This is a genomic window from Pseudoroseicyclus aestuarii, assembly GCF_003217255.1.
GTDB classification, from domain to species: Bacteria; Pseudomonadota; Alphaproteobacteria; order Rhodobacterales; family Rhodobacteraceae; genus Pseudoroseicyclus; species Pseudoroseicyclus aestuarii.
Genome location: NZ_QJTE01000002.1, coordinates 53,793 through 74,359 on the forward strand (window position 1 = coordinate 53,793; position 20,567 = coordinate 74,359).

The window sequence follows — 20,567 nt, forward strand, 5'->3', positions numbered from 1 at the left end:
GGACCGGGGGGCTCGCCCCCCGGAGCCCCCCAGAGTATTTTCGGAAACATGAAGGGGCGCGGGGCGGGCCTGTGATCGAGTGGCGCGGCGAAGGGATGGTGCTGGCGGCGCGGCCGCATGGCGAAAGCGCCGCGATCCTCGAGGTCTTTACCGAGGCGCGCGGGCGCCATGCCGGCATCGTCCATGGCGGCACCTCGCGCAAGCTGGCGCCGCTGCTGCAGCCCGGCGCGCAGGTGGCGCTGACCTGGCGCGCGCGGCTGGAGGAGCACCTCGGCACCTTTTCCGTCGAGCCGGTGAGAAGCCGGATGGGCGCCGTCATGGGCGACCGCATCGCGCTGGAGGGGCTGAATGCCACCGCCGCCATGCTCTCGCACCTGCTGCCCGAGCGCGACGCGCATCCGCGCCTCTACCTGCGCAGCCTGGCGCTCCTCGACATGCTGGGCGAGGCGCTCTGGCCGCTGGCCTACCTGCGCTGGGAGGAGAGCCTGCTGGGCGAGATGGGCTTCGGCCTCGATCTCGAGCGCTGCGCCGTGACCGGGACACGCGAGGGGCTGGCCTATGTCTCGCCCCGGACCGGGCGCGCGGTGACTTCGGCAGGGGCGGGGGAGTTCGCGGATCGCCTGCTGCCGCTGCCGCCCGTGCTGCGCGGGACGGGTGGCGGCGCCGCGGCGGAGGTGCTGCAGGGCCTCGAGGTGACGGGCTGGTTCCTGGAGCACCGGCTGTCCCGCAGCCTTGGCGAGCGGCCCCTTCCGGCGGCGCGGGCGCGGCTTCTGGCGGCGCTGGCACGGGCGGGCTAGGCCCCGGCGCGGGGCCGTCCCGACTGCGCGCGTCAGGCCGCCGCGCACCGGTGTCCGCTGCGGCGGCGGGCGGGCTTAAAGGAATGGAAGGCACACGCGACGCCCCGCTTGCCCGGATGCGCGAATCGCCCGATATCTGGGCGCAGGAGGAAGGCGCCGATGACCGATATGTCCGATATTCTGCCCGATGCGGTGCGCGAGGGGCTGGAGCAGGCCCGGCTGAAGGCCCTGCGCCGGTCCAGCCGCCTGAGCATCCAGGACGGCACGCGCGTGTTGCCGGTGCTGCGGCTCTGGGACGGCGGCTTTTCGGTCGCCGCGGGGGCCGAGGTGCTGCCGCGCGGGTTCGTCGACCTCTACGACGGGCCGCGGCACCTCTACCAATGCCTCGTTGTCGCCTCGCAGGTCGAGGGGGCTGAGCGGGTCTACGACTTCAAGTGGAACGCCCCGGTCACCGGCGCCCCCGCCGCCGATTACGTCCGCGACGAGGCCCGGCCCGAGGCGCTGATCCCCGCGCCGGCGCGCGGCGCCTAGATCAGGCCGATCTCGCGGCGGATGGCCTCTTCGCGCAGGCGGACCTCTTCGCCCAGGAAGCGGTCGCCCGCCTGCCCGGCCAGCCAGACCAGCGCGCGGCCCGGCCAGTCGGCCGGGATATGCTCTGACCAGTCGAGCTTGCTGATGGCATTGACGCCCGAGGCTTTGATGTCGCGCTGCATCTGCGTGGCCACGGTGCCGGGCGAGAGGCCGATGGCGCGGATGCCCCGCGCCCGGTACTCGAGATCCAGGGACCGCGTCAGCATCGCCGCCCCGGCCTTGGAGGCACAGTAGGCGGACCAGCCCTCCATCGGGCGATGGGCCGCACCGGAGGAGACGGTAAGCACGGTTCCGCCGCCCTGCTGCAGCATCGCCGGCAAGGCGGCGCGCATGCCGTGGAAGACGCCCTTGAGGTTGATGTCGATCGTCTTGCCCCAATCCTCGGGCAGGATGTCCTCCATCGCGCCGATCGGCTCGATCGCGCCGGCATTGTTGATCAGAACGTCGAGCCGCCCGAAGGTCGCGCGCGTCATCTCGACGGCGGCCTCGACCTCCCAGGAGCGGGTGACATCGCAGGGAATCGCCAGCGATTCCTGCCCAAGCTCGCCAACCAGCGCGCCAAGACGGTCCGCATCGCGCGCGACCAGCGCCAGTTTCGCCCCAGCGGCGGCGAAACTGCGGGCGGCTGCCTCGCCGATGCCGCGGCTGGCGCCGGTGATCAGGACCACTTTTCCGTTCATTGCCATCGCACCCTTCCCTGACTACTTCTCGCGCGAAGCATCGGGCACTAGGCTGCCGGCGACAACCCGGTCGCGGCGCGCGCGACGGAAGACTGCCGCCGGGGCACAGGCCCGTATACCGAAGAAGGGGGAGAACCCATGGCATCCACGAGAGTCACCGCCCGCACGACGGCCTGCACCGCCGCCCTGATCGCCGCCGGCTGCACCGCCGGCGCCGCCCGCGCCGATGTCACGGCGCAGGAGGTCTGGGAGAGCTGGAAGGACGGCATCACCGCCTTTTCCGCAAGCGCGGAGATCACCGCCGGATCGGAGGAAATGGCGGGCGATACCCTGACCGTCACCGATATCGAGATCAGCGGCATGTCCGAGGGCAGCAGCATCGAGGGCGCGCTGGCCGAGCTGACCTTCACCGAGACCGGCGACGGCAGCGTCGAGATCGGCAGCTCGCCCGAGATGACCTATACGGCCCGCGAAACCGATGCCTGGGGCGAGGAGACCGTGATGGAGTTCACGCTGACCCAGACCGGTCAGCAGGTGACCGTCAGCGGCACGCCCGAGGAGATGGTCTACGACTTCAGCGCGGGACGCTACGCCATGCGCATGGATTCCATGACCATGGACGGCGAGCCGGTAGAGGGCGACATGCTCTTTGCGCTGAACGAGCTCAGCGGCAGCTACACCCAGTCGGGCGAGACGCTGATTGATTTCATCTACTCGCTCGAGGCCGGCTCGGTCGATATCCTCGTCGACATGACGGAGCCCGAGACGGAGTACAGCCCCTCGAGCACGATCAGCTACTCGGGCAAGTTGCAGAACCTCTCGACCGAAGGCACGGCCACGGTCCCGACCGGCGAAAAGATCGCCGACGAGCCCGGGGCGCTGTTCGCCGAAGGCCTCGATGTGGCGTTCAGCTACGCCTACGGCCCGGCGGACTTCATCTTCTCGGCGGACGATACCCAGTCGCGGACCTCGGGCGCCGTCACACTGGAAAGCGGCGGCCTCGATTTCGCGATGAACGGCGAGGCCGTCAGCTACGACAGCGATTCGACCGGCATCGACGCGACGATCAACCTCTCGCAGCTGCCCTACCCTGTCGAAGTCGCGGTGGCCGAGACCGGCTTCTCGCTCGAGCTGCCGCTTGCCGCGACCGAGGAGGACGCCCCCTTCGGCCTGACGATGCTGCTGCGCGAGCTGACGCTGAACGACGAGGTCTGGGACCTGTTCGATCCGGAGGCCAGCCTGCCGCGCGATCCGGCGACCTTCCGCCTTGGCCTGTCGGGCAGCGGCAAGCTGGACGCGGACCTTTACGACGAGGAGCGGGCAGAGGCGCTGAACGGCGCGGACTTCCCCGGGGAGCTGACGGCGCTGAACCTCGACACGCTGGAGCTGGAGGCCGCTGGCGCCTCGGTCACCGGCGAGGGCAGCTTCAGCTTCGACAACAGCGACACCACAACCTTCCCCGGTTTCCCGCGCCCCGAGGGCAGCATCGACCTGGTGATGACCGGCGTGAACGGGCTGATCGACAACCTGTCGGAGATCGGCCTGCTGGCGCGCGAGCAACTGATGGGCACCCGGATGATGCTGGGCATGTTCACCACCAATGCCGGTGACGACAGGCTGACTTCGACCATCGAGGTCGACGGGACCGGCAAGGTCTTCGCCAACGGCCAGCGCCTGCAGTAAGGCGCGGCGCGGCGCCCGGACCCCGCAGGCGGCGGGGTCCGGGCGCGATCACCGCTCGATGCAGAGGGCGACGCCCATGCCGCCGCCGATGCAGAGCGTGGCAAGCCCCCGCCGGACGTCCCGGCGCTGCATCTCGTGAAGCAGGGTGACCAGCACCCGCGCGCCGGAGGCGCCGATCGGATGGCCGAGCGCGATGGCGCCGCCATTGACGTTCACCCTCTCTGGATCCCAGCCCATCTGCCGGGTCACGGCAATGGCCTGCGCGGCAAAGGCCTCGTTCGCCTCGATCAGGTCGAGGTCGCCCGCGCTCCAGCCCGCCTTGTCCAGCGCCTTGCGGCTGGCATGGATCGGCCCCTCGCCCATGTAGGCCGGATCGAGGCCCGCCGTCGCATAGGAGGCGATCCGGCCCAGCGGGGCGATGCGGCGGCGCGCGGCCTCCTTGCCCGTCATCATCACCACGGCGGCGGCGCCGTCGTTGATGCCACTGGCATTGCCGGCAGTGACGGTGCCATCGGGCGTGAAGGCCGGGCGCAGCCGGGCCAGCGTCTCGGTGGTGGTGCCGGGGCGGATATGCTCGTCGGTCTCGATCAGCGTCTCGCCGCCGCGGCCGGGGATGCTGACGGCGGCGATCTCCTCGGCGAAGCGGCCGGCCTCGCGCGCCGCCTCGGCCCGGGCCTGGCTGGCGGCGGCGAAGGCGTCCTGCTCTTCGCGGGTGATGCCATGGCGGGCGGCTACGTTTTCGGCGGTCTGGCCCATGTGGTAATCGCCGAAGGCATCCCAGAGGCCGTCCTTCAGCATCGTGTCGATGAAGGTGACCTCGCCCATCTTCTGCCCGGCGCGCAGGTTGGCGGCATGGGGGGCGCGGGTCATGTTCTCCTGCCCGCCGGCGCAGACCACCGCGGCATCGCCGAGGATGATCCGCTCGGCCCCCAGTGCCACGGCGCGCAGGCCGGAGCCGCAGACCTGGTTCACGCCCCAGGCCGCGCTTTCCTGCGGCATGCCGGCGGCGAGATGGGCCTGCCGGGCCGGGTTCATCCCGGCGCCGGCGGTCAGCACCTGGCCCATGACGGTCTCGCCCACCTCTTGGGGGCGCACCCCGGCCCGCTCCAGCGCGGCGCGCAGGGCGGTCGCGCCCAGCTCATGCGCGGGCACCCCGGCGAAGGCGCCGCCGAAGCTGCCGACGGCGGTGCGCGCGGCCCCGGCGATGACGATCTCTGTCATGGTAGTCTCCCCTGCTGCGGGCGCGATGCTAGGGCGGCGCCGGGGGCGGCACAACGCCGGCCCGCGCGCGACGCTGCGGCGGCAGGAGCGGGGGTTTCACACCCCCGCGCCCCCGTGGGATATTTGCAAAGAGAAGACAGGGGGCGCCGATGATCGAACGTTGCGGCTGGTGCGGGAGCGATCCGCTCTACCAGGCCTATCACGACACGGAATGGGGCGTGCCCGAGCGGGACGGGCGCGCGCTTTATGAAAAGCTGATGCTGGACGGGTTTCAGGCCGGGCTGAGCTGGATCACCATCCTGCGCAAGAGGCCCGCCTTTCGCGCCGCCTTCGAGGGCTTCGATCCCCGGGCGATCGCCGGCTGGGGCGAGGCGGATGTCACGCGGTTGCTGGGCGATCCGGGCATCGTGCGCCACCGCGGCAAGATCGAGGCCGCCATCGGCAATGCCCGCGGCTGGTGCGAGATCGAGGCGCGCGAGGGATTCTCGGCCTATCTCTGGCGCTACGTCGAGGGCGCGCCGCTGCAGCCCGCTTACGCCAGCCAGGCCGAGGTGCCGACCCAGACGCCGCTGTCGCAGCAGATCAGCCGCGACCTGAAGCGCGAGGGCTTCCGCTTCGTGGGGCCGACCATCGTCTATGCCTTCATGGAGGCCGTGGGGATGGTGAACGACCATGTCACCGCCTGCCATAGGCACGAAGCCGTGGCCGCGATGGGCGCTACCAGCGGCTGAGCGCGTCCTCGTCTTGGGTCGTCGCCTCGACCCAGTGTTCGCCCCGCTGCGTGATCTCCTTCTTCCAGAAGGGGGCGCGGGACTTGAGGTAGTCCATCAGGTAGTCCGCGGCCTCGAAGGCGGCGGCGCGGTGGGCGCTGGCCGTCGCGACCATCATGATCGGCGCGCCCGGGGCCAGGGGGCCGTGGCGGTGGATCACGAGAACCTCGGCCAGATCCCAGCGGCTGCGCGCGGCGTCCACGATCTCGGCAATCGCGCGCTCGGTCATGCCGGGATACTGCTCGATCTCCATGGCGATGAGCCCGCCAGCCACGTCGCGCACGACGCCGGTGAAGCTGACAATGGCGCCCGCGCCCGTCGCCCGGGCGGTAAAGGCGTCGAGTTCCGCGCCTGCTGCGAAGGCTTCCTGCTGGACGCGGACCGTCACCTCAGCCCCCTGTCATCGGCGGGAAGAAGGCGACCTCGCGCACGCCCGCCAGGGGCGCGTCCCACTCTGCCAGTTCCTGGTCCAGCGCGACCTTGAGGGCCGCAGTATCGGCGAAGGCGGCGGCATAGCGCGGCTCTCGCGCGCGCAGTTCCTCGACCAGCGCGCGAGGGGTGGCGGCCTGCGTCTCGACCCGTTCCTTCGGCAGGCCGATGCGTTCGCGGACCCAGGCGAAGTAGAGCACCTGCAGCGTCATTTCGGACCCTTGAGGAAGGGCAGCGCCTTGCGGAAGTAGTCCCAGCCCGTCGCCAGCGTCAGCGCAGCCGCGACCCAGAGCAGCGCCACCCCGAGGAAGGTCGCCCAGCCTGCCGGCCCCTCGCTGACCCGCGCGAGGCCGTGCGGATCGGCCCCGCCCAGCGCCACGTAATCGAGGCCGGTGCCGAGGAAGAGGATGCCGATGGAGACCATCTGGAAGGTCGTCTTCCACTTCGCGAGCTTCGTCACCTTGAGCGTGCCCGCCTTGTCGCCAAGGAATTCGCGCAGGCCCGAGACGAAGGTCTCGCGGAAGAAGATCAGCGTCGCGGGCAGCAGGATCCAGGGGTTCATGCCGGAAAAGCCGGTGACGACGAGCAGCGCGATCAGCACCATGGCCTTGTCGGCGATGGGATCGAGCATCGCGCCGAACTTCGATTCCTGCTTCCAGGCCCGGGCGAGGTAGCCGTCGAAGTAGTCGGTGACGGCGGCGCCGATGAAGAGCGTCAGCGCCAGCCAGTCCGCCCAGGGGCGGTAGAAGAAGAGGAACATGACGGCGACCATGGGCGCCGCGAGCAGGCGCAGGACGGTCAGTACGTTGGGAAGGGTCCATGTCATGCGCCCATACCTAGCGCCCTTCGCGGCGCGGCGCCACTGCCGCCGCTTATGGTGCGCGCGGCCTTAAGCGGGTATGACCGGGCCATGATCGCCCTGCCCCCCCTGACCCGAGACCTCGTGCTGATCGGCGGCGGGCATTCGCATGCGCTCGTGCTGCGGCGCTGGGCCATGGACCCGCTGCCGGGTGCCCGGCTGACGCTGATCGATCCCGGTCCCGTCACCGCCTATTCCGGCATGCTGCCGGGCTATGTCGCCGGGCATTACGCGGCGCGCGACCTGCAGATCGACCTCGTGCGGCTGGCGCGGCGCGCCGGGGCGCGGCTGGTGATCGGGCGGGCCGAGGGGATCGACAAGGGCGCGCGTCAGGTGCGGGTCGCGGGGCGCGCGCCCATCGGCTTCGACGTCGCCAGCCTCGACATCGGCGTGACCTCCGCCATGCCAGAGCTGCCGGGCTTTGCCGAGCATGCGGTGCCGGTCAAGCCTCTGGGCGCCTTCGCGACCCGGTGGGAGGCCTTCCGGCGCGCCCCCGGCCCCGTGGCCGTGATCGGCGGCGGTGTCGCCGGAGTCGAGCTTGCCATGGCCATGGCGCATGGACTGGGCCGCCGCGCCGAGGTCACGGTCATCGAGCATGGCAGGGCCCTTGCCGGCACCTCCGGCCGCGCCCGCACGCTGCTGCTGGCGCGCCTGCAGGCGCTGGGCGTGACGCTGATCGAGGGGGCCGAAGTCGCCAAGGTCGAGGCCGAGGCCCTGGTGCTGGCGGACGGGCGCCGCCTGCCCGCCGCCCTGACTGTCGGCGCCGCCGGGGCGCGGGCGCAGGGCTGGCTGTCCGAGACGGGGCTGGAGACGAAGGGCGGCTTTCTCTCCGTGGGAGAGACGCTGCAGACCTCCGACCCCGCGATCTTCGCCGCCGGCGATTGCGCCGAGATGCTGCATGCGCCGCGCCCGAAGGCCGGGGTCTTTGCGGTGCGGCAGGCCCCGGTCCTCGCCCGGAACCTGCGCGCCGCGCTGACAGGCGGCAGGATGCGCCGCTACAGCCCGCAGCGCGATTACCTCAAGCTGATTTCTCTGGGCGAAAAGGCGGCGGCGGCCGAGAAGGCGGGCCTCGCCCTCGCCTCGCACTGGCTCTGGCGGTGGAAGGACCGGATCGACCGCCGCTTCATGGACAAGCTGAGCGACCTGCCGCCCATGCCCGCGCCGAAGCCCCCGCGCGAGAGTGCCGCTGGCGCCGATCCCTCGGCAGAGCCGATGTGCGGCGGCTGCGGCGCCAAGGTCGGCCGCGGCGCGCTGAAGGCGGCGCTGTCGGGGCTGACAGGCGCGCAGCGGGATGATCTGGAGGTTCTGCCGGGCGACGACGCGGCGCTTCTGCGCATGGGCGGCGCGCGGCAGGTGCTGAGCACCGATCACCTGCGCGCCGTCACCGACGACTGGTCCCTGATGACGCGGATCGCCTGCCTGCATGCGCTGGGCGACGTCTGGGCCATGGGGGCGCAGCCGCAGGCCGCGCTGCTGACGGTGATCCTGCCGCGCCAGTCCGCCGAGCTGCAGCAGCGCGCCATGGCCGAGATCGGCGCCGCCGCCGAGGCGGAGCTGACCGCCGCCGGCGCCGCGCTGATCGGCGGCCACAGCTCCATGGGCAGCGAACTGACGCTGGGCTTTTCCGTCACCGGGCTTCTGGAGCGTGATCCGGTGACGCTGGGCGGGGCGCGGCCGGGCGATGCGCTGATCCTGACCAAGCCGCTGGGCTCTGGCACGATCCTTGCCGCCGAGATGCGGGGCGCGGCGCAGGGGCCCGACGTGGCCGCCTGCTGGCAGGCGATGCTCCAGCCGCAGGGCGCGGCCTCGAGCATCCTCGGCCCAGACGCGCGGGCGATGACGGATGTCACCGGCTTCGGCCTTGCCGGGCACCTCGCGGCGATCTGCGAAGCCTCGGGCTGCGGCGCCGCGATCGACCTCGGGGCGGTGCCGATGATGCAGGGGGCCGAGGCGCTGGCCGCCGCCGGGGTGAAATCGACGCTCTGGCAGGATAACCGCGACGGCGCCGGGCCGGTCTTCGGCGCCGCCGGGCAGCGCGGCGCGCTGCTCTTCGATCCGCAGACCGCGGGCGGGCTTCTGGCCGCCGTGCCGCAGGAGGCGGCGGAGGAATTGATGACGCGGCTGCGGGCGGCGGGCTACCCGGCGGCGCGAATCGGCACGGTCGAGGCGCTGCCCGGCATCCGGGTCGCGTGAATCCCGCGCCGCACTGCCCCTGCGGCAGGACCGGCGCGACATCAACGCAGACGTGATGCCCCCCGGCGGGCGCTGCCAGGCGGACCGGCGCGGGCGCTCGCCTTTCGATCCGGCCCTTGACCCGCGGCAGAGTATGCCCTGTGCAGAAGCACTTACCTCCTATCCTTCCGCGCCGCGCCCCTAGCCTTCCGGAGGCCGGCCTGCCCGGATGCTCGATGGATCGGTCCGGAGGCGGATGGCATGGTCCCGACAGCGGAGATGCATCCGCTGCGGGTATGATAGCGTATCATTAACAACCATTGATGATGAGCAGGCGGGTGATCTGATGCTGCACAGACTGACGATACGGGCGATGCGGGATCGCGATGTCAGCCTGCAGCGCGATACCACCACGCGGGAAGAGCTTTGCGCGCTGTTCCATGCCGAGCTGTCGGGAGCAGAGGTGATGCGGAAGATCGCGAAGGCGGACCTCCCCGCCGCGCCCGCCGGCACCGGCCAGCCGTGCCGCGCCCGGCAGGCGCTGCGGCAGGCCTGGCGTGCCGCCGATCCTAGAGCGGCGTGAAGCTCTCGCTCTCGTCGTCGTAGATCTCGAGGCCGCCGGCACCGATGTCGTGCCAGAGACCGTGCAGCGTCAGACGCTCCTGCTCGACCGCCTCGCGCACGAAGGGAAAGCCGATCAGGTTCTGCAGGCTGATGCGAATCGCCCCCTTCTCGAGCGCGCGCACCCGCGTCGCCTCGTCGCCCTCGGGCAGATCGGCGACGCCGGGGCGCAGGATCTCCATCCAGCGGCCGACGAAGCTGGTCTTTTCCTCGAGCTCGGGCGCCTGTCCGGTGACCATGTCGTAGCAGCCGCGCACGCCGCCGCAGCCCGAATGCCCCAGCACGATCAGGTGACTGACCTTCAGCGTCCGCACCGCGTATTCCACCGCGGCCGAAGTGCCGTGGTGATCCCCGTCGGGCGTGTAGGGGGGCACGAGATTGGCGATGTTGCGGTGAATGAAGAACTCGCCCGAGTCGGCGCCGAAGATCGAGGTGACGTGGACCCGGCTGTCGCAGCAGGACACGATCATCGCACGCGGATGCTGCCCCTCTTCGGCGAGGTTGCGATACCAGCTGCGATTCTCGGCGTATTGCGTCGCCTTCCAGCCCTGGAAGCGACGAACGAGGTAGTCGGGGAGCGGGCGCGCGGTCCTCATCGGGAAGTCTCCTTCGGTTCGCAGGCCTTCTAAAGCCTCCCGCCGCGGATTTCGATAGGGCGCGAGGCGCGCGTTCACTGTTCCTGAACTGTTCTCGGGCATCCTAGCGCCATGGATCAGTCAGCCTCGCCCATAGCCCGATACGCAGCCCCGGTCGCGATCTTCGCGCCGCCGCCGCCTCCGCCGCTGGATTCCGAACCCCTGGTCCGGATGATCGCCGCCCTGGGTCCGCAGGCCGCGACCCAGCGGCTCGACCGCGGGCGCGAAGACCTGATGCATCGCCTCGACAGGCTGCAAACCGCCCATCGCGCGCATGAGCTGCGCAGCGTCCTGTCGGATGCCATGGCCACCGCCGACCTCGCCGGAGAGCTGGGGCTGAGCGATCTGCACCGCGTTGCGCTGGACGTGGCCGGCTGCGCGGGCCGCAACGACGGCGCCGCGCTCAGCGCCACGCTGGCACGGCTGCTGCGCCTGGGCGAGCATGCGGCCGACAGGATCGCCGCGCTGGGGCCCGCCGCCGGCTAGGCGAAGGCCGGACGGCCGTTTGGCCGGGCCCTCTCCGCGGCGGCAGCCTTGCGGCCAGACCTGCGGGGTCTAGGCTACCGGTGGCGCTACTGACCGGCGCCGCCAGCACAGGTCCGATACTGCCGTGATTCCCGATTTCGCTTCCGCCGGTACCCCGGCCACGCCGCTTCACCTCGTCACCCCCGACAGCCTCGAGGAGGCGCTGTCCGCCCTGCCTGCCCCCGCAGAGGCCTGGGCCAGGGCGCAGGGCTTTGCCGCGAAGCCGGGCGAGGTGCTGGCATTGCCGGATGCGGAAGGCGGGCTGGCCGCCGCGCTAGTCGGGCTGGGCGATGCCGCCGCCGCACGCCGCGGGCGCTTTGCCGCCGCCGTGGCAGCCGACCGCCTGCCGGCGGGCACCTATGCCCTGGCCGGAAGCCCGAGCCCCGCGATTGCCGAAGAGACAGCGCTGGGCTGGCTGCTGCAGGGCTACCGCTTCGACCGCTATGCCAAGCAAGGCGCGGTCAAGACCGCCCTCCTCTGCCCCGAGGGCGTCGATGCGGCCCGCGTTCAGGCCATCGCCGCGGGCGAGGCGCTGACGCGCGACCTGATCAACACCCCCGCCTCGGACATGGGCCCCGCCGATCTCGAGGCGGCCTGCAACACCCTTGCCCAGCGCTTTGGCGCGCGCATGGCGGTGACCCGCGGCGCGGATCTGATCGCCAAGGACCTGCCGCTGATCCATGCCGTCGGCCGCGCCGCGGCACCCGACCGCGCGCCGCGCCTTATCGACATGCGCTGGGGCAGCGAGGGTCCGGCGCTGACGCTGGTCGGAAAGGGCGTCTGCTTCGACACCGGCGGGCTGAACCTCAAGCCCGGCAGCTCCATGGGGCTGATGAAGAAGGACATGGGCGGCGCGGCCACCGTGCTGGGGCTGGCGCAGATGATCATGGCGCTGGAGCTGAAGGTCAGGCTGCGGGTGCTGATCCCGGCGGTCGAGAACTCGGTCAGCGCCGACAGCTTCCGTCCCGGCGACATCCTGCACAGCCGCAAGGGGCTGACGGTCGAGATCAACAACACCGACGCCGAAGGACGGCTGGTGCTGGCCGATGCGCTGGCCCTCGCCGCCGAAGAGGACAGTGCACTGACCATCTCGATGGCGACGCTGACCGGTGCGGCGCGGGTCGCCGTGGGGCCGGATCTCGCGCCCTTCTACGCCAGCGAGGACAGTGCCGCCGCGGCCATCGCCGCCGGCGGGGCCGCGGTCGCCGATCCGGTCTGGCGCATGCCCTTCCACGAGCCCTACGAGGCGATGATCGAGCCGGGGATCGCCGATCTCGACAACGCCCCCTCGGGCGGCATGGCCGGCAGCATCACCGCCGCGCTGTTCCTGCGCCGCTTCGCGCCCGCGCCTTACGTGCATTTCGACATCTACGGCTGGAACCCCAAGGCCGCCCCCGCCCGCCCCAAGGGCGGCGTCGGCATGGGGGCAAGGGCGCTGCTGGCCGCGCTGCCGCAGCTTCTGGACCTGTGAGCGGGCGGGACCGCAGGCTCACGCCCGGCAATGGCCGCGTCGCCCTTGAGGGGCGCGGCCTTGCCGCCGAGCGGCAGGTGCCGGGCGAGGCGGCGCGCGTCACCGCCCCCGTCACGGCCCTGCGCGCCGCGCCCGAGGGCGCGCGCGACCGGCAGCTGATCAGCGGCGAGGGCGTGCGCGTCCTCGAACGGCGCGGCGGTTGGGCCTTCGTCCAGTCGGAGAAGGACGGCTACGTCGGCTACCTGCGCGAGGAAAGCCTCGGCCCGGCGCAGACACCGACCCACCGGGTCGCGGTCCCGGCGAGCCACCTCTACCGCGACGCCGACCTGAAATCCCCGGATCTCGCGCCGCTCTCCTTCGGCGCGCTGGTGACGGTGACGGCGGAGCACGAGAGCTTCCTCGAGACGCCGGAGGGCTTTATCCCGCGGCCGCACCTGCGCGGGCTGGACCGGCCCTTCGCCGATCCGGTCGCGGTCGCGCGGCTGCACCTGGGCGTGCCCTACCTCTGGGGCGGCAACGCGATCTGGGGCATCGACTGCTCGGGCCTCGTGCAGGCGGCCCTGACGGCCTGCGGCGCCCCCTGCCCCGGCGACAGCGACATGCAGATGACGCTGGGCGTGGAAGCGCAGGGCGATCCGCGCCCCGGCGATCTTTGGTTCTGGAAAGGCCATGTCGCCATGGTCGCGGAGCCGGGACTGCTGATCCATGCCTATGCGCATATCATGGCGGTGGGGCTGGAAGAGGCCGATACGGCGCTGCGGCGGATCGAGGCCGCGGGCGATCCGCTGATCGCGCGGCGCCGGCCCTGAGCGCGCAAGGGGGCTCTGCCCCCGGCCCGGCGAAGCCGGGCCTCCCCCGGGATATTTGAAAAGAGAAGAAAGGGCGGTCAGTCTACGACGCGGAAGCGGCGCGCCTCGAAGACGCGCAGGACGGCCGTCAGATCCTGACCCCGGCGCAGCACCTGCCCCTCGGGGCCGAGGACCGCGTATTGGCCCTGCCGCAGGCGCAGGGCGGGGCGCTTCTCGATCCGGTAGAGCGGCGTCTCGGCGGTGCGGCGGAAGACGGAGAAGACCGCGACGTCCTTGAGCGCGGAGATCGCGTAATCCCGCCATTCGCCCGCGGCGACCATCCGGCCATAGACCGAGAGGATCGGCCCGAGCTCCGTGCGGTGGAAGGAGACCTGCTCTGGCTGCCGGGACAGCGGGATCGGTGGGGGCGCGGACATGCCCCCAGATTGGACATGGCCGCGGCGTTAATCAAGGGCGAGGCGCGTCAGCCGCAGGCGATGCGCGAGATCCGCTCTGCCTCGTCGATGTGGAAGGTGATCCGCTCGGGCTGGAAATCCATCGTCACCATGTCGCCGGGGCGCTGGATGCGCACCTGGCCGAGGATCAGCTCGCGCTCGAGCGCGGTGACGGGCTGGCCGACCAGATCGCCGTGCTCCGCGGCGCCGCAGCTGTCCTGACCGGCGTCCGGCAGGGCGGGGGGCTGCGCGCCTGTCGGCGGCACCGCGCCGGGCGGGGTGGAGGAGGCGCCGCAGGCGGCGAGGATCAGCAGGAGGGGAAGGGCATGGATTTTCATGACGCGAGACTGCGCCAGCGCCGCGCCGGGTGCAAGCGGCGCCCCCCGGGCCGGCGGGGACGCGCCCAACCGGCCCTTGACCGCGGGCGACACAGACCGCACGAGGGGACCTGCGCCACACCGACTGCAGCAGGGTCCCATGCCAGAAGCCGCCAGACCGCTCTACGCCGTCCTGATCGACGCCGACAACATCCCCGCCCGCTTTGCCGGCCCGATCCTGAAGGAGATCACCTCCTTCGGGGAGCCGGCGCTGCGCCGGGTCTACGGCGACTGGTCGGCGGACCGGCTGCGCCCCTGGTCCGAGCATGTCCGCACGCTGGGCCTCGTCGCGCATCAGGAGACGGCCAATACCAAGGGCAAGAACGCCAGTGACATCGGCCTCGTGATCGACGCGATGGATATCCTGCACACCGGGCGCTTCGACGGCTTCGTCCTCGTCAGTTCCGATTCGGACTTCACCGCGCTTGCGAACCGCATCCGCGAGCAGGGCCTCGACGTGATCGGTATCGGCGAATCCAAGGCGCCCGAGGCGCTGCGCAACGTGTGCAACCGTTTCATCCTGATCGAGAACATCGTGGACGAGCCGGCGCCGGTGCAGCGCACGGGCCCCGATGCGAGCGAAAGCGTGCAATCCACCGCCAAGCGCCCGCCGCTCGAGGCGGTGCCGCTGATCCTCAAGGCGATGGACAAGATCGACCAGGACGACGAGTGGTATCCGCTTGGCCCGCTGGGCCAGTACATCACCGCCGATTCCCCGGATTTCGACGTGCGCAGCTACGGCAAGCGCAAGCTGAGCGACCTTGTGTTGGAACTCAAGCGCTTCGAAACCCGCAAGAGCGGCAACCAGCTGGAGATCCGGCGCAAGGACTGATGCCTCAGGCCGGTGCGCCCTGCCGGACGCCGTAGCGCGCGAGGAACATCTCGACCGCGCCATCGGCGACCCGCGCAATCTCGGCCTCGGTGAACTCGGCGTCGATGTTGAACAGCGCCCGCGCCACCAGATCGGTCTTGCACAGGTCGTGAAACTGCATCGCGGCAAGATCGACGTCGTCGATCTGCAGCTCACCCGCCTCGACGCAGCGGCGCAGCGCGGCAGCCAGCTTGTCGCGCGGCCGCAGATGCGCGGTCTCCCAGAAAGCCTTGCCGATATCGGGGAAACGCTCGCTTTCCGCGACGAAGATGCGGAACAGGCGCAGCCCGGCTTCGGAGGTGGCGAAGTCGATGTTGAACCGCGCGACCGAGCGCAGGAACTCTGGCAGCGGCAGGTTCGGATCGATCCGGGTGGCCGAGATCGCGGCCTGCCGCGCGGCCTGCGCCTTGATCACCTCGAGGAACAGCAGCCGCTTGTCGGGAAAATAGCTGTAAAGCGTGGCCTTGGAGACGCCGGCGGCGCGCGCGATCTCGTCCACGCTGGCGCCCTCGAACCCCTCGCACATGAAAACGTCGCAGGCGCCGGCCAGAACCTGGTCGAACTTGCGGCCCTTTCGGATGGCTTGGGTTTCGGTCGTCATCGTCTCTCCTGTTACATCGGCACGTTAACGGGCGCGTGACACCCGGCGCAACAGCACTGCCGCGGCGTTCCTGCGCAAGCCTACGATCCTCCGCGCCTTGCGCCGCCCCCGGACCCGCGCGATTGTCCGCCCCGGAACGAGCCGGAGAGACACATGATCTATGTCGATGCCGATGCCTGCCCAGTGCGCGCCGAGGTCGAGCGTGTCGGCACCCGCCACAAGGCCCGCATGGCCATGGTCTCGAACGGTGGCATCCGCCCCTCGCAGAACCCGCTGATCGAGACGGTCGTGGTCGATGCGGGCCCCGACGTCGCGGATCGCTGGATCGCCGATCGTTGCGGCGCGGGCGACGTCGTGATCACATCCGATATGGTGCTGGCCGATGCCTGTGTGAAGACCGGGGCGCGGGTGCTGCGCCCCAATGGCGAGGCGCTGACAGAGGCCAATGTGCGCGAGGCGCTGGCGATGCGCGATCTCGCGGCCGACCTGCGCGCCGCCGATCCCTTTCGCCAGGGCGGGGGCCCGGGCTTTACCAAGGCGGACAGGTCGCGGTTCCTGGACGCGCTGGAACGAGAGATGAGAAGGACGACGAGATGACGATCAAGGCGGTAGTCTTCGACATCGGCAACGTGCTGATCGAATGGAATCCCGAACGCTTCTACGACAGCGTCATCGGCGAAGAGCGCCGGCGCGCGATGTTCAGCGAAACCGACCTGCACGGCATGAACGAGCGCGTCGACAAGGGCGAGGCCTTTCGCGACACGGTCATGGCCCATGCCGCCGACCTGCCCGAATGGCGCGCCGAGATCGAGATGTGGCACGACCGCTGGATCGAGATGGCAAGCCCCGCGATCGACCATTCGGTCCGGCTGCTGCGGGCCCTGCGGCGGCGCGGCGTGCCGGTCTATGCCCTTTCGAATTTCGGGGTCGAGACCTTCGCCCTCGCCGAGACGCATTACCCCTTCCTCGAAGAGTTCGATAAGCGCTTCGTCTCGGGCCACCTCGAGATGGTGAAGCCCTACCCCGAGATCTACGAAACGCTCGAGCGCGAGACAGGGCTGGCGCCCGAGACCCTGCTGTTCACCGACGACCGCGCCGACAACATCGAGGCGGCGCAGGCGCGCGGCTGGGGCGTGCACCTCTTCGAGGGGGCCGAGGCCTTTGCCGCGCGACTGGTGCAGGAGGGGCTGCTGACCGAGGAGGAGGCGCGATGACCCGGCTGATCGGGCCGGAGGTCGAGGATCGGCTGGACTGGCTGTCGCTGACCCGCGCGCTGGCCGAGGGGCACGAAAGGCCCCCCGCCGAGGTGCGCGACAGCTTCATCCAGAAGGACGGCAAGACGCTTCTGACCCGCAGCGCCTGGATCGACGGGCTGGGCATCGCGGTGAAGGTGGCCACCGTCTTCCCCGAGAACCCCGCGGCCGGAAAACCGGCGGTGGGCGGGGTGATGTCGCTGCTGTCGGATGCGGATGGCGCGCTCGAGGCGGTGATCGACTTTCATCTCGTGACCAAGTGGAAGACCGCCGGCGACAGCCTGCTGGCGGCGACGCGGCTGGCCCGGCCCGACTCGCGCAACATCCTGATCGTCGGCGCCGGCACCGTCGGCCAGTCGCTGCGGCAGGCCTATGGCGCCGCCTTCCCCGAGGCGCGCTTCACCCTGTGGAATCGCAGCGCCGAGGGGGCGGAGCGGTTTCGCGCCACCAACCCGGACATCGAGATCGCGACCGACCTCGAGACCGCGGTGGCGCAGGCCGATATCGTGACCGTCGCCACCATGGCGAAGGAGCCGGTGATCCGCGGCGACTGGCTGCGCCCGGGTCAGCACATCGACCTGATCGGCGCATTCACCCCCGAAATGCGCGAGGCGGACGATACCGCGCTGCAGCGCGCGCGGATCTTCGTCGACAGCCGCGAGACGGTGATGGGCCATATCGGAGAGCTGGCGATCCCGCTGGCTTCCGGCGCCATCGACGAGGCCGCCGTGCTTGCCGACTACCGCGACCTCGGCGCCTTCCGCCGCGAGAGCGACGAAGAGATCACGCTCTTCAAGAACGGCGGCGGCGCGCATCTGGACCTGATGACGGGGCGCTACATCCTGGACGCGGCGGGTTAGCGCGACCCGGCGCTATACCCCGGCACGTCATGGCATCCATCTCCATCCAGCCCTTTGACGAACGGCACTTCCCTGCAGCCCTGCGCCTGTCGCGCGAGGCCGGCTGGCCGCATGGCCCCGAGGACTGGGCGCTGTCGCTGCGCCTGTCGCAGGGCTGGGTGGCGCTGGATGGGGATGTGGTGGTCGGTACAGCGCTGCTGACGCCCTTCGGACCTGACCTCGGCACGGTGAACATGGTCATCGTCGATGCAGAGCGGCGCGGGCAGGGCATCGGCGGGCGGCTGTTCCGGCAGGCCCTCGCGGCGGGCGATCGCCGCAGCCTGCGGCTGGTGGCGACGCCGGAGGGGCAGCCGCTTTACGCCCGACGCGGCTTCGAGGCCAGGGGGCCGATCCAGCGGCACGAGGGTCTCGCGCGGGCCCCGGCCCCTACCCTCGCCCGGCTTGAGGGCCACGAGGCGCTAGACGAGATCGCGGCGCTGGACGCACTGGCCAGCGGCGGCGACAGACGGGCGATGCTGGAGGAGATCCTGCGTATCGGCACGCTTGCCACCCTTCGGCGCGAGGGGCGGCTGGCCGGTTTCGGCCTGCGGCGGCCCTTCGGCGGGCGGCAGGTCATCGGGCCAGTGATCGCCCCGGCGGCGGAGGATGCGCGCGACATTGTCTGCGCCCTCTGCGCCGGGACCGAGGGGCCGCTGCGGATCGACGTGCCGGCGGACGGCGCGCTCGCCCCATGGCTGCCGCAGATCGGCCTGCCGCATCACGGCGGCGGGCTGGCGATGCGGCTGGGGCCGGAGCGAGGCGAGGCCGCGGCGCTGCAGGCGCTGGCGAGCCAGGCCTTCGGCTGAGCGGCCTAGCCCTCGGCGAGGATTTCGAGGAAGGCGGGGCCAAAGCGTTCGATCTGCCGTTCGCCCATGCCGGGCAGACGGCCCAGTTCTTCTTCGGTGCCCGGCCGCCGCTCCGCGATGTGGCGCAGCGTGGCGTGGTTGCAGCTAAGGTACTTGCCCGTCCCGTCCTCGCCCCGCGCGAGGCGCTGCTGCGCCTCGGCCAGCCGGTCGTAGAGATCGCCGGCCTCGCGCCCCGCCAGCGCGCGGCGGGCGGGATGCACCTCGGGCGCGGGGGCGCCGCGGATCACCGACAGGAAGGCATCGCCGTAGCTGTCGAGCTTCTTGGTGCCGACGCCGCCGATCCGGGCCATCTGGTCCAGCGTCTCGGGCCGGGTCTCGGCCATCTCGATCAGGGTGCGGTCGTTGAAGACGATATAGGCGGGCACGCCCTGCGCCTCGGCCAGGGCGCGGCGCTTGGCCTTCAGGGCCGACAGCAGCGGCGCGTCCTCGTCCGAGACCAGCGCCTTGACCTGCGGGCCGGATTTCGCGGCCTGGATCGTGTCGCGGCGCAGGGTGATCTCCTGCTCGCCCTTCAGGATCGGCAGGGCGGCATCGGTCATCCGGAGGCCGCCGTGACGTTCGGGATCGGGGCGCAGAAGGTCGCGGCCCAGCATCTGTCGGAAGACCGCCTGCCATGCCGCCTTGGACAGGTCCTTGCCGACGCCGAAGGTCGGCAGGTCGTCGTGGCTGCGCTGGCGGATCTTGTCGGTCGCCTGCCCGCGCAGCACGTCGATCAGGTGCCCCATGCCGAAGCTTTCGCCGGTGCGCAGCGCCGCCGAGAGCGCCATGCGCACCGGCGTCGTGGCATCGAACAGCTCGGGCGGGCTGTCGCAGAGGTCGCAATTGCCGCAGCTCTGCACCTCTTCCCCGAAGTAGTGCAGCAATGTCTCGCGCCGGCAGCGCTGCGCCTCGGCCAGCCCGAGCAGCGCGTTCAGCCGCCCGTGGTCGGCGGCGCGGCGTTCGGGCGGGGCGTTCCCTTCGTCGACCTGCTGCCGGCGAAAGCGGATGTCCTCGGGGCCGTAGAGCGTCAGCGTCTCGGCCACCGCGCCATCGCGGCCGGCGCGGCCGATCTCCTGGTAATAGGCCTCGATGGATTTGGGCAGATCGGCATGGGCGACCCAGCGGATGTCGGGCTTGTCGATGCCCATGCCGAAGGCGACCGTGGCGGCCATGATCAGCCCGTCCTCGCGCTGGAACCGCTCTTCCGCGGCGCGGCGATCATCGGCCTCCATCCCGCCGTGATAGGACAGCGCGTTGTGGCCATCCTCGCGCAGGGCCTGTGCCAGCGTCTCGGTCTTGGCGCGGGTGCCGCAGTAGACGATGCCGGACTGCCCGCGCCGCTTGCCCGCGAAGGCGAGGATCTGGCGCCGCGGCTGATCCTTGACGGAAAAGGCGAGGTGGATGTTCGGCCGATCGAAGCCGTGCAGAAAGACCTCGGGCTGCCGCTCTCCGAAGAGGCGCTGGATGATCTCGGCCCGCGTCTCGGCATCCGCCGTGGCGGTAAAAGCCGCCAGCGGCACGTCGAGGCTGCGGCGCAGGTCGCCGATGCGCAGGTAGTCGGGGCGGAAGTCGTGGCCCCACTGGCTGACGCAATGCGCCTCGTCCACCGCGATCATGCCGACCCCGGCGCGCGACAGGGCGGCGGCGGTGCCCGAGGAGGCGAGCCGCTCGGGCGCGATGTAAAGCAGCTTGAGCGCGCCGGAGGCGAGGCTGTCCCAGACGGCCTCCGTCTCTTCGGCGGTATTGCCCGAGGTCAGCGCGCCGGCTTCGACCCCGGCGGCGCGCAGGGCACGCACCTGGTCCCGCATCAGCGCGATGAGCGGAGAGATGACGAGGGTGACGCCGCCACGGCACAGGGCGGGCAGCTGGTAGCACAGCGACTTGCCGCCGCCCGTGGGCATGATGGCCAGCGTGTCGCGCCCGGCGGTGACCGCATCGACGATCTCTTCCTGGCCCGGACGGAAGCCGTCGAAGCCGAAGATCTCGCGCAAAAGCCGGGTCGGCTGCGTCTCGGTGGGCATCGT

General features: G+C 71.1%; 24 protein-coding genes. 14 read left to right on the forward strand and 10 right to left on the reverse strand.

Features of this window, described 5'->3' with window-relative positions; translation table 11 throughout:
- The first annotated feature begins 74 nt into the window (after positions 1 to 74).
- On the forward strand, positions 75 to 797 hold the full coding sequence (recO, locus tag DFP88_RS05005; protein ID WP_110814137.1) for a DNA repair protein RecO: 723 nt from the start codon (positions 75 to 77) through the stop codon (positions 795 to 797).
- A 159-nt stretch (positions 798 to 956) separates the two neighbouring features.
- Positions 957 to 1,328, forward strand: coding sequence for a hypothetical protein (locus DFP88_RS05010; RefSeq protein ID WP_245904702.1), 372 nt, complete (start codon positions 957 to 959; stop codon positions 1,326 to 1,328).
- Here DFP88_RS05010 and DFP88_RS05015 read toward each other — a convergent pair.
- On the reverse strand, positions 1,325 to 2,074 hold the full coding sequence (locus DFP88_RS05015; RefSeq protein WP_110813381.1) for an SDR family oxidoreductase: 750 nt from the start codon (positions 2,072 to 2,074) through the stop codon (positions 1,325 to 1,327). The genes DFP88_RS05010 and DFP88_RS05015 overlap by 4 nt on opposite strands.
- A 132-nt stretch (positions 2,075 to 2,206) precedes the next feature.
- Between DFP88_RS05015 and DFP88_RS05020 the strand changes: the two genes are divergently transcribed.
- The gene (locus DFP88_RS05020) at positions 2,207 to 3,751 is read left to right on the forward strand and encodes a DUF2125 domain-containing protein (protein WP_110813382.1); all 1,545 of its coding nucleotides are present in this window, start codon (positions 2,207 to 2,209) and stop codon (positions 3,749 to 3,751) included.
- Positions 3,752 to 3,799: 48 nt separating this feature from the next.
- On the opposite strand, the gene DFP88_RS05025 is transcribed toward DFP88_RS05020, so the two are convergent.
- Complete coding sequence (locus tag DFP88_RS05025; RefSeq protein ID WP_110813383.1) at positions 3,800 to 4,972, reverse strand: acetyl-CoA C-acetyltransferase; 1,173 nt, start codon at positions 4,970 to 4,972, stop codon at positions 3,800 to 3,802.
- 149 nt (positions 4,973 to 5,121) lie between these two features.
- Here DFP88_RS05025 and DFP88_RS05030 point away from each other — a divergent pair, with 149 nt between their 5' ends.
- Positions 5,122 to 5,703, forward strand: coding sequence for a DNA-3-methyladenine glycosylase I (locus tag DFP88_RS05030; protein WP_110813384.1), 582 nt, complete (start codon positions 5,122 to 5,124; stop codon positions 5,701 to 5,703).
- Here DFP88_RS05030 and DFP88_RS05035 read toward each other — a convergent pair.
- From DFP88_RS05035 to pgsA, 3 genes are read right to left on the reverse strand one after another with little or no spacing between them, the layout of a single operon-like run.
- Positions 5,690 to 6,130, reverse strand: coding sequence for a molybdenum cofactor biosynthesis protein MoaE (locus DFP88_RS05035; RefSeq protein WP_110813385.1), 441 nt, complete (start codon positions 6,128 to 6,130; stop codon positions 5,690 to 5,692). The two genes, DFP88_RS05030 and DFP88_RS05035, sit on opposite strands and share 14 nt — an antisense overlap.
- A gap of 1 nt (position 6,131) precedes the next feature.
- A complete protein-coding gene (gene moaD, locus DFP88_RS05040; protein WP_110814139.1) occupies positions 6,132 to 6,377 on the reverse strand; it encodes a molybdopterin converting factor subunit 1 in 246 nt (81 codons plus the stop codon).
- Between the two features lie 2 nt (positions 6,378 to 6,379).
- Positions 6,380 to 6,997, reverse strand: a complete 618-nt coding sequence (pgsA, locus tag DFP88_RS05045; protein ID WP_110813386.1) for a CDP-diacylglycerol--glycerol-3-phosphate 3-phosphatidyltransferase — start codon at positions 6,995 to 6,997, stop codon at positions 6,380 to 6,382.
- Between the two features lie 84 nt (positions 6,998 to 7,081).
- Here pgsA and selD point away from each other — a divergent pair, with 84 nt between their 5' ends.
- On the forward strand, positions 7,082 to 9,223 hold the full coding sequence (gene selD, locus DFP88_RS05050; RefSeq protein ID WP_110813387.1) for a selenide, water dikinase SelD: 2,142 nt from the start codon (positions 7,082 to 7,084) through the stop codon (positions 9,221 to 9,223).
- Between the two features lie 325 nt (positions 9,224 to 9,548).
- Entirely contained in the window at positions 9,549 to 9,785 is a 237-nt protein-coding gene (locus tag DFP88_RS05055; RefSeq protein ID WP_110813388.1) for a hypothetical protein, read from the forward strand.
- Here the strand turns inward: DFP88_RS05055 and DFP88_RS05060 are convergent.
- Positions 9,772 to 10,419 (reverse strand): carbonic anhydrase, encoded by a 648-nt coding sequence (locus DFP88_RS05060; RefSeq protein WP_110813389.1) that lies wholly within the window; start codon positions 10,417 to 10,419, stop codon positions 9,772 to 9,774. The two genes, DFP88_RS05055 and DFP88_RS05060, sit on opposite strands and share 14 nt — an antisense overlap.
- A 210-nt stretch (positions 10,420 to 10,629) precedes the next feature.
- On the opposite strand from DFP88_RS05060, the gene DFP88_RS05065 reads away from it, so the two are divergent.
- The 3 genes from DFP88_RS05065 to DFP88_RS05075 all read left to right on the forward strand — a co-directional run bounded on the left by DFP88_RS05065 (position 10,630) and on the right by DFP88_RS05075 (position 13,263).
- A complete protein-coding gene (locus tag DFP88_RS05065) occupies positions 10,630 to 10,944 on the forward strand; it encodes a hypothetical protein (RefSeq protein WP_110813390.1) in 315 nt (104 codons plus the stop codon).
- Between the two features lie 124 nt (positions 10,945 to 11,068).
- Positions 11,069 to 12,454 (forward strand): leucyl aminopeptidase family protein, encoded by a 1,386-nt coding sequence (locus DFP88_RS05070; protein ID WP_425450812.1) that lies wholly within the window; start codon positions 11,069 to 11,071, stop codon positions 12,452 to 12,454.
- Entirely contained in the window at positions 12,451 to 13,263 is an 813-nt protein-coding gene (locus DFP88_RS05075; protein WP_110813391.1) for a C40 family peptidase, read from the forward strand. Before DFP88_RS05070 ends, DFP88_RS05075 begins: the two co-directional genes overlap by 4 nt.
- A 77-nt stretch (positions 13,264 to 13,340) precedes the next feature.
- Here DFP88_RS05075 and DFP88_RS05080 read toward each other — a convergent pair whose 3' ends face one another.
- Both DFP88_RS05080 and DFP88_RS05085 read right to left on the reverse strand, forming a co-directional pair.
- Positions 13,341 to 13,679: a DUF2794 domain-containing protein gene (locus tag DFP88_RS05080; RefSeq protein ID WP_110813392.1), complete on the reverse strand. Its 339-nt coding sequence runs from the start codon at positions 13,677 to 13,679 to the stop codon at positions 13,341 to 13,343.
- 47 nt (positions 13,680 to 13,726) lie between these two features.
- Positions 13,727 to 14,035, reverse strand: a complete 309-nt coding sequence (locus DFP88_RS05085; protein WP_110813393.1) for an I78 family peptidase inhibitor — start codon at positions 14,033 to 14,035, stop codon at positions 13,727 to 13,729.
- A gap of 139 nt (positions 14,036 to 14,174) precedes the next feature.
- Between DFP88_RS05085 and DFP88_RS05090 the strand changes: the two genes are divergently transcribed.
- Positions 14,175 to 14,906, forward strand: coding sequence for an NYN domain-containing protein (locus DFP88_RS05090; protein WP_110813394.1), 732 nt, complete (start codon positions 14,175 to 14,177; stop codon positions 14,904 to 14,906).
- 4 nt (positions 14,907 to 14,910) lie between these two features.
- Here DFP88_RS05090 and DFP88_RS05095 read toward each other — a convergent pair whose 3' ends face one another.
- Positions 14,911 to 15,546 carry a TetR/AcrR family transcriptional regulator gene (locus DFP88_RS05095; protein WP_110813395.1) on the reverse strand — a complete coding sequence of 212 codons (636 nt, stop codon included), beginning with the start codon at positions 15,544 to 15,546 and terminating at the stop codon, positions 14,911 to 14,913.
- A 153-nt stretch (positions 15,547 to 15,699) separates the two neighbouring features.
- Here DFP88_RS05095 and DFP88_RS05100 point away from each other — a divergent pair, with 153 nt between their 5' ends.
- Genes DFP88_RS05100 through DFP88_RS05115 form a run of 4 tightly spaced genes read left to right on the forward strand, consistent with a single transcriptional unit; the run spans position 15,700 to position 18,504 of the window.
- A complete protein-coding gene (locus DFP88_RS05100; protein WP_110813396.1) occupies positions 15,700 to 16,143 on the forward strand; it encodes a YaiI/YqxD family protein in 444 nt (147 codons plus the stop codon).
- On the forward strand, positions 16,140 to 16,760 hold the full coding sequence (locus DFP88_RS05105; protein ID WP_110813397.1) for an HAD family hydrolase: 621 nt from the start codon (positions 16,140 to 16,142) through the stop codon (positions 16,758 to 16,760). Before DFP88_RS05100 ends, DFP88_RS05105 begins: the two co-directional genes overlap by 4 nt.
- Entirely contained in the window at positions 16,757 to 17,659 is a 903-nt protein-coding gene (locus DFP88_RS05110) for an ornithine cyclodeaminase family protein (RefSeq protein ID WP_110813398.1), read from the forward strand. Before DFP88_RS05105 ends, DFP88_RS05110 begins: the two co-directional genes overlap by 4 nt.
- Before the next feature lie 29 nt (positions 17,660 to 17,688).
- Positions 17,689 to 18,504 (forward strand): GNAT family N-acetyltransferase, encoded by an 816-nt coding sequence (locus DFP88_RS05115; protein ID WP_110813399.1) that lies wholly within the window; start codon positions 17,689 to 17,691, stop codon positions 18,502 to 18,504.
- Positions 18,505 to 18,509: 5 nt separating this feature from the next.
- Here DFP88_RS05115 and recQ read toward each other — a convergent pair whose 3' ends face one another.
- Complete coding sequence (gene recQ / locus DFP88_RS05120; RefSeq protein WP_110813400.1) at positions 18,510 to 20,564, reverse strand: DNA helicase RecQ; 2,055 nt, start codon at positions 20,562 to 20,564, stop codon at positions 18,510 to 18,512.
- Positions 20,565 to 20,567: the final 3 nt, after the last annotated feature.